Below are 13,464 nucleotides of genomic sequence, written 5' to 3'. Positions count from 1 at the left end.
GGGCTCACAGAGCGCTACTGGCTACTGGTTACTGGCAACTTGCCACTATCCAGTAGAAGCCCCTCCTACTGGCAACCAGAGGCTTCAACAGGGCCTTTTCCGCTTGCCAGTAACCAGTAGCCACTAACCACTACGACCACGCACCGTCACAACACGTCGGGTGGCACCCACCACCATGGGTGCCACCCGGTCGTGTTGAAGGGAGCCCTTTGTGTACCCGGAGACCGCGTACGAGATCACCACCCTCACCCCCCAGCAGCCCACCGAACACCCCGCGATGCTGCCGACCGAGATCCCCCCGGGAGTCCAGATGGTCACCCTCCCCGGCGGCATCCGCACCCTCGCCTACACCGCGCAGCAGGCCCCGCCCGCGCCGCCGGTCCCGGTCGTCCAGCCGATCCCGGCATGGGCCAAGACCACCGCCCTGCTTACGCCGACGATCGGTGGGGGCGTCGCCGCCGCCGGTATCGGACTCTCCTACGCCGCCCCGGGACTGATCGCCATGAGTGAAGCCCTGTGGGCCGCCGTCGCCCTCATCGCCGCCGCAGCCGTAGGCGTGCCGCTCCTCCTCCGGCTCGGCCGGGGTGCGGCTGGCACCGGGCGGGGGCCGACGCACATCACGCAGAACATCACCGCGTCCGGGATGTTCGGCAAGGCCAACGGCACCATCAACCACCACTAGCCCGGGGCTGGTCGTGCCGCTCCTGGACTGGCGGGACGCCCGCCACTTCGACACCTCCCGGAACGTGCCGTGCGTGCTCTGCGGCAAACCCACCCCCATGCGCAGCCACGACCGCGAACCGGTCCACAAGGTGTGCGCCGAGGACTGGTGCGACCAGCACCCCGAATCACGCCGATTCCACAGCTGATGAGGCGGCCCGATTCACCAAGAGGCGGCCCATCATCCGTGTGCGGCTAGGGGGTGAGGCTGTGTGTCGCTCCGGTCGTCTGTGCCGGGATGACCGCTTCCGCCTCGGTGCGGTGCATGTCCCAGTGTTCGGCGATCCACTTCTTGTGGGCGTTGGTGACGGGCACGGTCAGGGGCTGGCCGTGCAGCTTGTCGTAGTCCGGATACTTCCGGGTGGCAGGCGTGACGTCGAGGGTGAGCGTGGTCGGGTCGATCGCGATCTGCCCGAGGTCGAAGAGGCGGTGGACGTCGCGTCGCAGCAGCAAGCCGCCGAAGGTGTGGTGCTTGCCGTTCGCGGCGTAGCTGTAAAGGTGCGCCGCCTCCAGCACCACGGCGGGCATGGGCCCGATGAAAGCGCACACCTCGCCGAAGCCTTCGAGCAGGGTGGAGCGGAAGGCGGCCTGGCCGTTGCGGGCCCTGACCGTCCTGGTCGTGTGACCGTCGGCGATGACCTTGCGGGTCTTGTCGATGATGTCGAGGGGGGTGGCGTTCTTGCCGGTCTCCACGCGGGTACGGAAGTCGTCCCAGCGCAGGCGCCGCAAGGCGTTCTGGGAGGTGGTCTCCTCGCACAGGGCCCGGAGTTCCTTGCCGGAGACGTGGCCGTGCAGGTCGATCCAGCCGGCTTCGTAGCGGGCACGGTAGGTGACCACCGGATCGGTCTTTACCGTCGGGGTGTCGAACTCCGCCTTGCACGACGCGGTCCAGCAGCGGTACTTCGGCGTCATCGTCTTGCGCGCCGCGATGTCCGCCTTCCCGCAGGACGGGCACGAGCTGCAGTCCTTGGTCCCGGAACCGGTCGCGATGTCCTCGATCACGGACAAGCCCAGCAGCGTGTTCCCGTCCCACAGCACGATCGTGTCCCCGACCCGCACATAGGCGTGGTTGGGCACCTTGCTGTCCCAGCTGTAGTGCGTGGAGGGGTTGTCGTCATACCCGCCCCCCACGCGCTTGGGGCCATCACCCAGATACATCAACCAAGCAACCATCAGACTCCCCACGTCACTGGCCACCGCGCCCACCTGGGCGGCGGAACTGTCCTGATCAACATATCGGGCACCACTGACAATCCCGCCCGCCCAAACGCGGCACCGGAATGCCCTCACCCACCCGGTGAGGGAGGGAGCGGCCGCCTCTCGCCAAGGACCGCGACCGCTCCCCCGTTTGCCACGTCCAACCCGACGAACTGAAGAGGGCAGCCCCCGTCTCGCCAAAGCCGGGGCCGCCCTCGAATCCAGCACCGAGATAGAGAACTGGAGACATCCAGCATGACCCAACCCACCCCCATCCGGCGACCCCGCGCCTTACGGGTCCTGGACACGTTCTGCTGCTCCGGTGGCATGGCCATGGGCTTCCACCTCGCCGGGTACAACGTGACCGGCGTCGACATCAACCCGCAGCCCCACTACCCCTTCACCTTCATCCAGGGCGACGCGGTCGAGTACATCCGCGCTCACGGCCACGAGTACGACCTCATCCACGGCAGCCCGCCCTGCCAGGACTACTCGAACCTCAACGCCTACAACCAGAAGGCCTATCCGCGGCTTATCGCCCCGACCCGCGCGGCGATGATCGCCACCGGCAAGCCCTACGTGATGGAGAACGTGGAGATCGCGGGCGCCGAACTGATCGCCCCGATCACCCTGTGCGGGCCGATGTTCGGGCTGAACGTCTACCGCCACCGCGTCTTCGAGACGAACTGGCCCCTCACCGCACCCGCCCACCCCAAGCACGTGGCCCGCTGCACCCGTAACGGCTACCTGCCGACCCCGCAGAAGCCGTTCATGTCGATCCACGGCGGCCGGCACTCCCGCGCCTGGCAGAACGCCGCCGCCGACGCCATGGAAATGCCCTGGATCAAAGTCCCCGCCGGCGGTGACATCCCCCTCGGCATTCGCGAGGTCTGCGAGGCCATCCCACCCGCCTACAGCCGCTGGATCGGCGACCAGTTCCTCACCCTCGAAAGGACGGCCGCGGCATGAGCACCCACCTCCTCACCGCCGCCCTGGAAGCGGCCGAACGCGGCTGGCACGTGTTCCCGCTCCGCCCCGGGGGCAAGCGGCCCGCGCTCCACGGCGAGAGCGCCTGCCCCCGCACGGGCCCTTGCACAGCGGGGCACCTGAAGTGGGAGCAGCGCGCCACCACCGATCCCGACCGGATCCGTGCCGCCTGGTCCACCGGGGCTTGGAACATCGGACTGGCGACGGGCCCTTCGGGGCTGGTCGTCGTGGACTTGGACAAGCCGAAAGACGATCAGGACGCGCCTCACGGCGCGGCGAACCTTGCTGCGCTCTGCGAGCGCGCCGGGCACCCGGTGCCGACCACGCGCACGATCCGGACCGCGGGCGGACAGCACCTGTACTTCAGCGCCCCTGCCGCAGCCCGCCTCCACAACACCGCAGGCACCATCGCTGACAACATCGACACCCGCGCATGGGGCGGATACGTCGTCGCCGCCGGCAGCATTGTCAACGGCCACCGATACGAGGTCCAGGGGCCCGCCCTCATCAACCCCCTGCCCGGCTGGCTCCGACAGATCCTCATTCCCCCGCACCCCTCGTCCCCTCCGGTAACACCGTCCGCCCCCGCAGTCCCGCTGCGGGCCCACCAGTACGCGGAGGCAGCTCTCCAGCGCGAACGCGAGACCGTCCGTGCAGCGGGAGAGGGCAGGCGCAACACCACCCTGCTCTCATCCGTCCGGGCCTTGGGCCGGTTCGTGGCCTGGGGAGACCTTCCCCGCCACGTCGTTGAGACGGCTTTTCAGGCAGAGGGTGAGGCTGTGGGGCTCCCCGCGTCTGAGTGCCGCACGACCATCGCCAGTGCACTGGACTGGTCCATCCGCACCTGCCGGCCTCGACCGGAGGCAGCGTGACCACCCCAGCCAACCCCCTCCTGAAAAGCAATCCCGCAGTGCTTCGTACGCTCCCAAGGAGGTCCGCCGCATGACCGCGACGCCCACCCCGCCCATCGACGGTGCCGCCCTCCTCGACGAGGTGGAAGCTTTTCACCGCCGGTTCAACGTGTTCCCCACCGAGCACGCCTATGTCGCCGTAGCGCTGTGGGACGCGCACGCCCATCTGATGGACGCGCTCGACGGCACCGCCCGCATCGCCTTCCTCAGCCCCGAACCCGGCTCCGGGAAGTCACGAGCCCTGGAGATCATCGAGACCCTCACCCCCCGCGCGGCGACGACCGTCAACGCCTCCGCGAACGCCCTGTTCCGGCTCGTCTCCGCAGACGAGGGAACACCCACCCTCCTCTTCGACGAGATCGACACCGTCTTCGGGCCCAAGGCCGGCGGGAACGAGGAAGTCCGCGGCTTCCTCAACTCCGGCTACCGGCGCGGCGCCAAGTCCCTGCGCTGCGTCGGAGACGGATCCGAACAGAAAGCAGCCTTCTTCCCCTCGTTCTGCGCGGTCGCCATGGCCGGACTCGGCTCCCTGCCCGACACGATCCTGACCAGGTCAGTCATCATCCGCATGCGCAAGAAAGCCCCCAACGAGAAATGCGAGCCCTACCGGCGCCGCGTCCACGAGAAGCAAGGCCACCTCCTCCGGGACCAGCTCGCAGACTGGACCGCCACCCTCCACGACCAGGTAGCCGAAGCCTGGCCCGAGATGCCCGAAGGCGTCACCGACCGGCCGGCCGACGTGTGGGAACCGCTCCTCGCGGTCGCCGACGCTGCCGGCGGGCACTGGCCGGCCCGGGCCCGCGCGGCATGCATCGAGCTCATCAAGTCCGCGGCCAGCAACGACGAAGCCTCGCTCGGTGTGCGGCTGTTGACCGACCTGCGCGACAAGGTGTTCTGCGGCGTCGACAAGATGCCCACCGCCGCCATCCTCGAAGTCCTCCTCTCCCTCGACGACGCCCCCTGGGACGACCTGAGCGAGGACGGACAGGCCATCAAGCCCCTCACCGCACGACGACTCTCCAAGCTCCTGAGCCAGTACGTACGGCCCGACAACACCCCGATCAAGCCCAAGGGCATCCGGGTAGGCAGCACCACCCCCAAGGGCTACTACGCCGAAGACCTCACCGACGCCTGGAACCGCTACTGCCGCCCCAACCCCCAGGAATCCGCAACATCCGCAACATCCGCAACATCCGCAACACCGCAGGTCAACAAGGGTGAATCTGTGGCGGAAGACCCTTCCGGGACCCGCCACATGTTCGCGGAATCCGCCACACCCACCCTCCGCAGCGTGGTCTGACACCACCCACCCCGTAGGTGCCGCCGCGCCCGAGCGTGGCGGCACCTATCCGCAACAGAAACAGCATCCGCCACAGATTCAGGCCACTGACCTGCATTGTTGCGGCGTGGCGGATGTTGCGGATCCCCCAGAGCGAAGACAGAGAACACATCGAAGAGGAGTCGCACCATGGCAAGCCCTCAGATGCTCAAGCTCCCCGAAGTCCTCGCCGAACTCGCCATGAGCCGAGCCGCGTTCTACCGCATGCGCGCCCGCGGCAAGGCGCCCAAGCTCATCAAGCTCCCGAATGGCCAGCTCCGCGTACGCCGGGCCGACCTCGACGCATGGTGGCGCGAACTCGAAGCCGCCGCCTGACCGCCCTCCCCCGCTAGAAGCCCGAGGGCCCGCCGGTCCGGCGGGCCCTCGGCCTGTTCCAGGAGAGACATGCCCCTCACGTACGACGTTCGAATTTGGGCCGTGCGGCAGCGAAAGGACCGCGGGCAGAGCTCCGCGGAACTCCGGTGGAAGACCGGTCTGACGCCGCACTCGCAGACGTTCCGCACCAAGACGCTTGCTGACGGCCGGCGGGCGGAGCTGCTGCGCGCCGCCCACGCGGGCGAGCCCTTTGACGAAGCGACCGGCGTGCCCGTTCGGGAGCTCCGTCAACGCAAGGACGTGAGCTGGTACCAGCACGCGCGTGACTACATCGAGATGAAGTGGCCGCACTCCCCCGGGTCGACGCGACGCACTCTTTCCGAAGCGATGGCGACCATCGCGCCCGCCCTGGTCACGGACACCAAGGGCATGGCTGACCCGAGGACGGTACGCACCGCGCTCTACGGCTGGGCCTTCAACATGAACCGGCGTTCCGAGGAGCCCCCTGCCGAGGTGGCCAAGGTGCTGGCCTGGTTCGAGCGGAAGTCGCTGCCGACGTCAGCTCTGGCCGACCGCATGCACGTCCGGGCCGCGCTCGATGCCCTCACCAAGAAGCTGGACGGCGCTACCGCGGCCGCATCGACCATCCGCCGGAAACGCGCGATCTTCCACAACGCCCTGGGCTATGCCGTCGACGCCGGGCACCTGCCGCAGAACCCCCTGCCGCAGGTCCAGTGGAAGGCGCCCGAACAAGTCGAGGAGGAGCTGGACCCGGCCACCGTCCCTGATCCTCGGCAGGCTCTCGCCCTGCTCGACGCCGTGCGGGCCCAGAGCGCTCGTGGACGCCACCTAGTCGCCTTCTTCGGGTGCATGTACTACGCCGCAGCACGGCCGGCGGAAGTGATTGGCTTGTCCGTCGACGACTGCGATCTCCCCCGACGCGGTTGGGGGACGCTGAGGCTGCGCGAGACCCGTCCCCGCTCCGGATCGGCGTGGACGGACAGTGGAACTGCCCACGACCGGCGAGGGCTCAAGCACCGCCCACGGAAGGCAGTGCGCACGGTGCCGATTCCGCCTGACCTGGTTGCCCTGCTCCGCTGGCACCTCATCGCCTATGGAGCGGCCCCAGACGGGCGACTCTTCCGCACGCAGCGCGGTGGGCTGATCCAGGACACCGGTTACGGGGAGGTCTGGGCAGAGGCTCGCTTGCGAGCCCTGACGCCCGCCCAACGGAATTCCACCCTGGTCAAACGTCCGTATGACCTGCGTCACGCGGCCGTCTCGACCTGGCTCAGTTCGGGCGTGGAGCCCCAGGTGGTGGCTCAGCGCGCCGGCCACAGCGTGGCCGTACTGTTCCGCGTCTACGCCAAGTGCCTGGACGGCGCCGCAGCGACGGCGAACGCCCGGATCGAAGCGACCCTGCGAGGCCGGCGCTAGCGGCCGAACGTGCCCCACGCCCGCCCCACACGCCCTGATCAGGGGTGGGATTCAGGTGAGACAACGTGGGATTCGGGGGCCTATGGGCGCGCTCCGCAGCGACACTTGCACACATGCAGAAACCCCGCCCGGCCTGCGGTTAAAGCAGGTCGGACGGGGTTTCCCGTCCTGTGGCGGCGCCAGGGTTCGAACCTGGGTAGGCTGAGCCGGCAGATTTACAGTCTGCTCCCTTTGGCCACTCGGGCACACCGCCTGGAACGGCGCCTCGAAGTCCTTGCGGGCTCCTTGGCGACGACGTAAACGATACCCGATGCCCAGGGGTGCTACGCCACCTGATTGATCAGCGCCGGGTGCGGGCCGGGATGGCTAGGCTTTGTGCCGTACCCAACGCATACGACGCAAGGAGCCACACGTCATGGCCGACTCCAGTTTCGACATCGTCTCGAAGGTCGAGCGGCAGGAGGTCGACAACGCCCTCAACCAGGCCGCCAAGGAGATCTCCCAGCGCTACGACTTCAAGGGAACGGGTGCGTCGATCTCCTGGTCCGGCGAGAAGATCCTGATGGAGGCGAACGGCGAGGAGCGCGTGAAGGCGATCCTCGACATCTTCCAGTCCAAGCTGATCAAGCGCGGGATCTCCCTGAAGTCGCTGGACGCGGGTGAGCCGCAGCTGTCCGGCAAGGAGTACAAGATCTTCGCCACGATCGAGGAGGGCATCTCCCAGGAGAACGCCAAGAAGGTGGCGAAGATCATTCGCGATGAGGGCCCCAAGGGCGTCAAGGCGCAGGTTCAGGGCGAGGAGCTGCGGGTCAGCTCCAAGAGCCGTGACGACCTGCAGGCGGTGCAGGCGCTGATCAAGGGCAAGGACCTCGACTTCGCGGTGCAGTTCGCCAACTACCGGTAGACGGTTCGCCGCCGTGTGCAGCGGTGCGTGGGCGGGGCGGGGTGTGCCTGACCGGCACGGCCCGCCCCGTTTTCGTGTCCCTGCGGCTCCTGCGGCCCCTGGGCCGCCCCTAGGTGCGCCGGGCGGCTCGCGGGGCGCGTGTGAGCCTGAAGGTCAGCGCCGTTCGCGGGAGTTGCCGAAGAGCAGCCTGTACGCGATCAGGAGCACCAGGGATCCGGCGATGGCCGCTACCCAGGTGGCCGTGTCGTAGAAGTCCGTGCTGATGGGGCGGTCGAGGAAGCGGGACGACAGCCAGCCGCCGAGGAAGGCGCCCACGATGCCTATCAGGGTCGTGCCGAGGATGCCGCCGGGGTCGCGGCCCGGCAGAAGCAGTTTGGCTATGGCGCCGGCCAGCAGCCCGAGGATGATCCAGCTGATGATGCTCATGGTGGCGTACCTACCCGTCACTCGTTCCTGCAAGCCAGGACGCCTGCACGACGGGTGTGGTTGCCGGCCGGGCGTGGTTCAGCGTGCCGCGAACGCCTGGTCGTCGCTGCGGACGATCTCCTTGCCGAAGGGCATCAACGAGACGGGGATCAGCTTGAAGTTCGCGATGCCCAGGGGGATGCCGATGAGCGTGACGCACAGCGCGATGCCGGTGAAGATGTGGCCGAGCGCCAGCCACCAGCCCGCGAGGATCACCCAGAGGACGTTGCCGATGAGTGAGGGGGCTCCGGCGTCGTAGCGGTCGACGACGCTGTAGCCGAAGGGCCAGAGGGCGTACACGCCGATGCGGAACGCTGCCAGGCCGAAGGGGATGCCGATGATCGTGATGCAGAGCAGGAGCCCTGCGGCGATGTAGCCGAGGAACATCCAGAATCCGCACAGGACCAGCCAAATGACGTTCAGGATTGTCTTCACGGTCGATACCCTGCCATCTGCTCGAGTCGGGCGATGCGTTCGGCCATGGGCGGGTGGGTGGAGAACATCTTGGACAGGCCCTGGCCGGGACGGAACGGGTTCGCGATCATCATGTGACTCGCGGTCTCGATCCGGGGTTCGGGTGGGAGCGGGAGCTGTTTGGTGCCGGCGTCCAGCTTGCGCAGGGCGCTCGCCAGGGCGAGCGGGTCGCCGGTGAGCTGGGCCCCGGACGCGTCCGCCTGGTACTCGCGGGAACGGCTCACGGCGAGCTGGATGACCGAGGCGGCGAGCGGGCCGAGGATGAGTACCAGGAGCATCCCGAGGAGTCCCGGGCCGTCGTCGTCGTCGGATCGCCCTATGGGAATGAGCCATGCGAAGTTGACGAGGAACATGACGACGGAGGCGAGGGCGCCCGCGACGGACGAGATGAGGATGTCGCGGTTGTAGACGTGGCTCAGCTCGTGGCCGAGGACGCCGCGCAGCTCGCGTTCGTCCAGGATCTGCAGGATGCCCTCGGTGCAGCACACGGCCGCGTTCCTGGGGTTGCGGCCCGTCGCGAAGGCGTTGGGTGCTTGCGTCGGCGAGATGTAGAGCCGGGGCATGGGCTGGCGGGCCGCGGTCGAGAGCTCGCGGACCGTGCGGTAGAGCTGCGGCGCCTCGAACTCGCTGACCGGGCGCGCCCTCATGGCGCGCAGGGCGAGCTTGTCGCTGTTCCAGTACGCGTAGGCGTTGGTGGCGACGGCGACGACCAGCGCCACGATCAGCCCGGTGCGTCCGAAGAAGCTGCCGATGACGATGATGAGGGCCGACAGGCCCCCGAGGAGTACAGCGGTTTTCAGCCCGTTGTGCCGGCGGTGCACGGTAGCCCTCCAAGTGGTGCGGCAGGGGGACCCTTGCTCAGTGGTGCTCCACTCTCCAGTGGAGCCTCCCTTACTGGTCAACGCCAGGCGACGGATGCTAGTTCCCTTGTGCCCGGGTGCCGGGGGCAACGGCGGAAGGGGCGGATCCGGTCGGATCCGCCCCTGGGCCGTACGGGTGGAAAGCGCCGTCGCACGGGCCCGGAGGCCCGTGTGCGCGTCAGCGCTGGGCGGGCAGCCCCGCGAGCGCGCGTGCCTCCGCGTCCGGCTCGACGTCGCTGGTGCAGTGGGCGCAGCGGCTGGCGATGGCGGGGATCTCGGTGAAGCAGCGGGGGCAGTCGCGCAGGGCGGCCTTGATGTCGGCCTTCTCCTGCTCCTGCTTGGCCGTGAAGCGGTTCTGCACCTTGGTCATCGGGAGGACGACCAGGAAGTACAGCACCGCGGCGGTGATGACGAAGGCGATGGCGGCGCTGACGAAGAGGCCGTAGGGGAATTCCACGCCGTCGACGGTGTAGTGGGCCTTGCTGTAGTCACCGGCCCCGCGGGTGAAGATCCCGATCAGCGGCACGATGAACGCGTTGCTGAAGCCCGTGACCACCGCGGTGAAGGCGGCCCCGACGGCGAGGCCGATGGCCATGGAGATGACGTTCCCGCGGAGGATGAAGTCCTTGAACCCGTTCAGCACCGCTCTGGCTCCTCTGTGCTCTTCGTGCGTGCTCTTTCGGTGACGTGTGCACGCATGACCATGCCCTGAGCGCGGCGCGCCGGGCAAGCCGGTCGGCCGTGGGCGGAAGCGGTCAGAAGAGGCCGACGGCGGCGACGCGGAGGATGAGCTGCGGGGCACCGGAGAGTGTGATTCCGGCTACTGCGGTGAGGACGATCGCGACCGTGAGCGGGGCGGGGACCCGGGGACCGGAGGCCGCCGGGGCCTCTTCGGTGGTGGTGTCCGGCTCCGGGGATCTGAAGAGCTCGGCGGTCCACCGCAGGTAGTAGTACAGCGCGATCACGACGTTGACGGCCATGACGACGGCGAGCCAGCCGAGCCCCGCGTCGACCGCCGCGGAGAAGACCGTCACCTTGGCGAAGAGGCCGATGATCCCGGGCGGCAGACCGGCCAGGCAGAGCAGGAAGAAGCCCATGGCGAGCGCGGCGAGGGGGCGGGTGGCGTACAGGGCGCGGTAGTCGCTCAGGCGGTTGCCCGGGTGGCTGCGGGCGACGAGGGCGGCCACCGAGAAGGCGCCGAGGTTCACCACCGCGTACATGAGCGCGTAGGCCACGGTGGAGCCGATCTGGGCGTCGCTGGAGTAGGCGGCCGCGGCGATCGGGACGAGGAGGTATCCGGCCTGGCCGACGGACGACCAGGCGAGGAGGCGTACGGCGCTGCGGGCACGGCTCGCCGTCTGGCGGAGTGCGGCGACGTTGCCGAGGGTCATGGTGAGTGCGGCCAGGACGGCCAGGACGGGGCCCCACACGTCGGCGTAGGACGGGAAGCCGATCACCGTGACGAGGACCAGTCCCGAGAAGCCCACCGCCTTGCCGACGACCGAGAGGTAGGCGGCGATGGGAAGCGGTGCTCCGACGTAGGTGTCGGGGACCCAGAAGTGGAAGGGGGCCGCGGCCGTCTTGAAGGCGAAGCCGACGAGGGTGAGGACGACCCCGGTTCCGGCGAGGGTCTGGAACTGTCCCGGTACGTCGTCGAGCCGGGCGGCGATCTCGGTGAGGTGCAGGGTGCCGGTGGTGGCGTAGACGAAGCTGACGCCCAGCAGCATGACGGCGGTGGCGACGACCGAGGAGAGGAAGAACTTCAGGGCCGCTTCGGATGAGCGGCGGTCGCCGCGCTTGATGCCGACCAGGGCGAAGGCGGGGAGCGAGGCGACTTCGAGGGCCACGACGAGCGTGGCGAGGTCCCGGGCGGCGGGCAGGAGTGCGGCGCCGGCGGCCGAGGAGAGCAGCAGGAACCAGAATTCGCCCGCCGGGAGCTTGCGGGTGTCCCCGACGGAGAGCAGAGCGGTGAGCAGGGCTCCGCCGAGTACGAGGGCCTGGATGACGAGCGCGAAGTGGTCGGCGGTGTAGCTGCAGGCCCCGGACCCGCCGGTGAGGCAGAAGGTGGAGCGGTCCCCGGCGCGCAGGGGGATGAGCAGGGCGAGTGCGGCGACGAGACCGGCGACGGCGCCGTAGCCGAGGAGCGGTTTGCGCCGCTCGCCGACGAAGAGGTCGGCGACGAGGACGAGGAGCGCCACCCCCGCCACGACGACGGGGGGTGCGATCGCGAGCCAGTCGACGGACTGGACGAGGCTCGCCGCCCCGGTTGCGCTGCCGGCTGCCAGGGTCACGACTTGCCTCCTGCGAGGAGCTTCTGCACGGCCGGGTCGGTGAGGCCGAGGAGGACGGCGGGCCAGAGTCCGGCGAGGACGGTCAGTGCGGCGAGCGGGGTCCAGGCGGCGAACTCGTAGCTCTGGATGTCGGCGACCGCCTCGGTCTGCTCACGCTTCTCGCCCATGCAGACACGGCGTACGACGATGAGCATGTACGCGGCGGTCAGGAGGGTGCCGAGTGCGCCGAGGGACATGTACGTGAGGAAGGCGGGCCGGCTCAGCCCCTCGGCGGGGTCGAAGGCGCCGAAGAGGGTGAGCATCTCGCCCCAGAACCCGGCGAGGCCGGGGAGCCCGAGCGAGGCGACGGCGGCGAAGGCGAGGAGTCCGCCGAGGCGGGGGGCACGTCCGTAGAGGGCCGCTCCCGTGGCTCCGGCGAGAGTGTCGAGGTCAGCCGTGCCGTAGCGGTCCTTGACGGCGCCGACCAGGAAGAACAGGAGGCCGGTGATCAGTCCGTGGGCGATGTTGGCGAAGAGCGCGCCGTTGACTCCGGTGGGGGTCATCGTCGCGATGCCGAGGAGCACGAAGCCCATGTGGCCGACGGACGAGTAGGCGATCAGGCGCTTCAGGTCGCCCTTGGCCCCGGGGCGGGCGAGGGCGAGGCAGGCGAGGGATCCGTAGATGATCCCGACGACGGCGAAGGCCGCCAGGTACGGCGCGAAGGTCTGCATCCCGTCGGGGGCTACGGGGAGCAGGATGCGGACGAACCCGTACGTACCCATCTTCAGCATGACGCCGGCGAGCAGGACGGAGCCCACGGTCGGGGCCGCGGTGTGGGCGTCGGGCAGCCAGGTGTGCAGCGGCCACATCGGGGTCTTCACCGCGAGGCCGATCCCGATCGCCAGTACGGCGATGACCTGCACGGACGTGGTCAGGCCGCGGCCGTTGTCAGTGGCGAGTGCCACCATGTCGAAGGTGCCGCTCTTCAGCCCGACGAGGAGCAGCCCCAGCAGCATGATCACGGATCCGAGCAGGGTGTACAGGATGAATTTCCAGGCGGCGGGCTGCTTCCGGTCGCCGCCCCAGCGGGCGATGAGGAAGTACATCGGGATGAGGACCATCTCGAAGGCCAGGAAGAACAGCAGCAGGTCGAGGACGGCGAAGGTCGCGAGGGTGCCGGACTCGAGCAGCAGGACGAGTGCGACGAAGGCCTTCGGGGAGGGGCCGGCGGGGGGCTTGAAGTAGCTGTAGAGCGCGCACAGGAAGGTCAGCAGCGCGGTCAGCACGAGAAGGGGGAGCGAGATGCCGTCGGTGCCGAGGTGGATCCGGACGTCGAGTGCCGGGATCCAGCTGATGTCGGTGGTGGCCTGCATCTTCGACGGGTGGTCGTGGTCGAAGCCTGCGGCCAGGACCAGAGCGGCGATGAGCACGGCGCCGGTGACGGTCACTCCGTGGCGGAGCACGGCCTGGTCCGGGTTCCGTCCCTTGAGCCCGGGCGGGGCGGGCAGGAGAGCGGCGACCGCTCCCAGCAGCGGGACGACCACGATGAACGCCAGAAGGAACTGCATCACTGATGCGCTGATAT

At 68.9% G+C, this 13,464-nt stretch carries 15 protein-coding genes and 1 tRNA gene; 8 read left to right on the top strand and 8 right to left on the bottom strand.

What is annotated here, in order from left to right:
* The first annotated feature begins 211 nt into the window (after positions 1-211).
* The gene (locus ACFYY2_RS05685; RefSeq protein WP_388737461.1) at positions 212-682 is read left to right on the top strand and encodes a hypothetical protein; all 471 of its coding nucleotides are present in this window, start codon (positions 212-214) and stop codon (positions 680-682) included.
* A gap of 13 nt (positions 683-695) precedes the next feature.
* Complete coding sequence (locus ACFYY2_RS05680) at positions 696-869, top strand: hypothetical protein (protein WP_388737458.1); 174 nt, start codon at positions 696-698, stop codon at positions 867-869.
* 46 nt (positions 870-915) lie between these two features.
* Here the strand turns inward: ACFYY2_RS05680 and ACFYY2_RS05675 are convergent, their stop codons facing one another.
* Positions 916-1,893 (bottom strand): HNH endonuclease, encoded by a 978-nt coding sequence (locus tag ACFYY2_RS05675; protein ID WP_388737455.1) that lies wholly within the window; start codon positions 1,891-1,893, stop codon positions 916-918.
* A 279-nt stretch (positions 1,894-2,172) separates the two neighbouring features.
* Here ACFYY2_RS05675 and ACFYY2_RS05670 point away from each other — a divergent pair, with 279 nt between their 5' ends.
* From ACFYY2_RS05670 to ACFYY2_RS05650, 5 genes are all read left to right on the top strand, one after another.
* The gene (locus ACFYY2_RS05670; RefSeq protein WP_388737452.1) at positions 2,173-2,886 is read left to right on the top strand and encodes a DNA cytosine methyltransferase; all 714 of its coding nucleotides are present in this window, start codon (positions 2,173-2,175) and stop codon (positions 2,884-2,886) included.
* A complete protein-coding gene (locus tag ACFYY2_RS05665; RefSeq protein ID WP_388737449.1) occupies positions 2,883-3,776 on the top strand; it encodes a bifunctional DNA primase/polymerase in 894 nt (297 codons plus the stop codon). The genes ACFYY2_RS05670 and ACFYY2_RS05665 overlap by 4 nt, the downstream gene beginning before the upstream one ends.
* Positions 3,777-3,846: 70 nt before the next feature.
* Complete coding sequence (locus tag ACFYY2_RS05660; protein ID WP_388737447.1) at positions 3,847-5,115, top strand: DUF3631 domain-containing protein; 1,269 nt, start codon at positions 3,847-3,849, stop codon at positions 5,113-5,115.
* A 168-nt stretch (positions 5,116-5,283) separates the two neighbouring features.
* Positions 5,284-5,469 carry a helix-turn-helix transcriptional regulator gene (locus tag ACFYY2_RS05655; protein WP_388737444.1) on the top strand — a complete coding sequence of 62 codons (186 nt, stop codon included), beginning with the start codon at positions 5,284-5,286 and terminating at the stop codon, positions 5,467-5,469.
* A gap of 69 nt (positions 5,470-5,538) precedes the next feature.
* Positions 5,539-6,906 (top strand): tyrosine-type recombinase/integrase, encoded by a 1,368-nt coding sequence (locus tag ACFYY2_RS05650; RefSeq protein WP_388737441.1) that lies wholly within the window; start codon positions 5,539-5,541, stop codon positions 6,904-6,906.
* Between the two features lie 171 nt (positions 6,907-7,077).
* Here the strand turns inward: ACFYY2_RS05650 and ACFYY2_RS05645 are convergent.
* Positions 7,078-7,159 (bottom strand) — tRNA-Tyr (locus ACFYY2_RS05645).
* A 162-nt stretch (positions 7,160-7,321) separates the two neighbouring features.
* Here ACFYY2_RS05645 and ACFYY2_RS05640 point away from each other — a divergent pair.
* Positions 7,322-7,810, top strand: coding sequence for a YajQ family cyclic di-GMP-binding protein (locus ACFYY2_RS05640; RefSeq protein ID WP_014154639.1), 489 nt, complete (start codon positions 7,322-7,324; stop codon positions 7,808-7,810).
* Positions 7,811-7,963: 153 nt separating this feature from the next.
* Here the strand turns inward: ACFYY2_RS05640 and ACFYY2_RS05635 are convergent, their stop codons facing one another.
* The 6 genes from ACFYY2_RS05635 to ACFYY2_RS05610 form a co-directional block, all read right to left on the bottom strand.
* On the bottom strand, positions 7,964-8,236 hold the full coding sequence (locus ACFYY2_RS05635) for a GlsB/YeaQ/YmgE family stress response membrane protein (protein WP_327115728.1): 273 nt from the start codon (positions 8,234-8,236) through the stop codon (positions 7,964-7,966).
* 78 nt (positions 8,237-8,314) lie between these two features.
* The gene (locus ACFYY2_RS05630; RefSeq protein ID WP_388737438.1) at positions 8,315-8,710 is read right to left on the bottom strand and encodes a YccF domain-containing protein; all 396 of its coding nucleotides are present in this window, start codon (positions 8,708-8,710) and stop codon (positions 8,315-8,317) included.
* Positions 8,707-9,570, bottom strand: coding sequence for a zinc metalloprotease HtpX (htpX, locus tag ACFYY2_RS05625; protein ID WP_327115732.1), 864 nt, complete (start codon positions 9,568-9,570; stop codon positions 8,707-8,709). The genes ACFYY2_RS05630 and htpX overlap by 4 nt, the downstream gene beginning before the upstream one ends.
* Positions 9,571-9,787: 217 nt before the next feature.
* A complete protein-coding gene (locus tag ACFYY2_RS05620; RefSeq protein ID WP_388737435.1) occupies positions 9,788-10,252 on the bottom strand; it encodes an MscL family protein in 465 nt (154 codons plus the stop codon).
* A gap of 112 nt (positions 10,253-10,364) precedes the next feature.
* Entirely contained in the window at positions 10,365-11,900 is a 1,536-nt protein-coding gene (locus ACFYY2_RS05615) for an NADH-quinone oxidoreductase subunit N (protein WP_388737433.1), read from the bottom strand.
* Positions 11,897-13,447 (bottom strand): NuoM family protein, encoded by a 1,551-nt coding sequence (locus tag ACFYY2_RS05610; RefSeq protein ID WP_388738582.1) that lies wholly within the window; start codon positions 13,445-13,447, stop codon positions 11,897-11,899. The genes ACFYY2_RS05615 and ACFYY2_RS05610 overlap by 4 nt, the downstream gene beginning before the upstream one ends.
* Positions 13,448-13,464: the final 17 nt, after the last annotated feature.

The sequence above is a fragment of the Streptomyces sp. NPDC001822 genome, assembly GCF_042892135.1.
In the GTDB taxonomy this organism is placed as follows: domain Bacteria; phylum Actinomycetota; class Actinomycetes; order Streptomycetales; family Streptomycetaceae; genus Streptomyces.
This window is presented reverse-complemented; position numbering and strand designations above follow the sequence as displayed.

Coding starts and splice junctions, on each gene's coding strand:
- ACFYY2_RS05675 (WP_388737455.1), bottom strand. CDS start 1,893: ATGGTTGCTTGGTTGATGTATCTGGGTGATGGCCCCAAGCGCGTGGGG.
- ACFYY2_RS05670 (WP_388737452.1), top strand. CDS start 2,173: ATGACCCAACCCACCCCCATCCGGCGACCCCGCGCCTTACGGGTCCTG.
- ACFYY2_RS05665 (WP_388737449.1), top strand. CDS start 2,883: ATGAGCACCCACCTCCTCACCGCCGCCCTGGAAGCGGCCGAACGCGGC.
- ACFYY2_RS05660 (WP_388737447.1), top strand. CDS start 3,847: ATGACCGCGACGCCCACCCCGCCCATCGACGGTGCCGCCCTCCTCGAC.
- ACFYY2_RS05655 (WP_388737444.1), top strand. CDS start 5,284: ATGGCAAGCCCTCAGATGCTCAAGCTCCCCGAAGTCCTCGCCGAACTC.
- ACFYY2_RS05650 (WP_388737441.1), top strand. CDS start 5,539: ATGCCCCTCACGTACGACGTTCGAATTTGGGCCGTGCGGCAGCGAAAG.
- ACFYY2_RS05640 (WP_014154639.1), top strand. CDS start 7,322: ATGGCCGACTCCAGTTTCGACATCGTCTCGAAGGTCGAGCGGCAGGAG.
- ACFYY2_RS05635 (WP_327115728.1), bottom strand. CDS start 8,236: ATGAGCATCATCAGCTGGATCATCCTCGGGCTGCTGGCCGGCGCCATA.
- ACFYY2_RS05610 (WP_388738582.1), bottom strand. CDS start 13,447: ATGCAGTTCCTTCTGGCGTTCATCGTGGTCGTCCCGCTGCTGGGAGCG.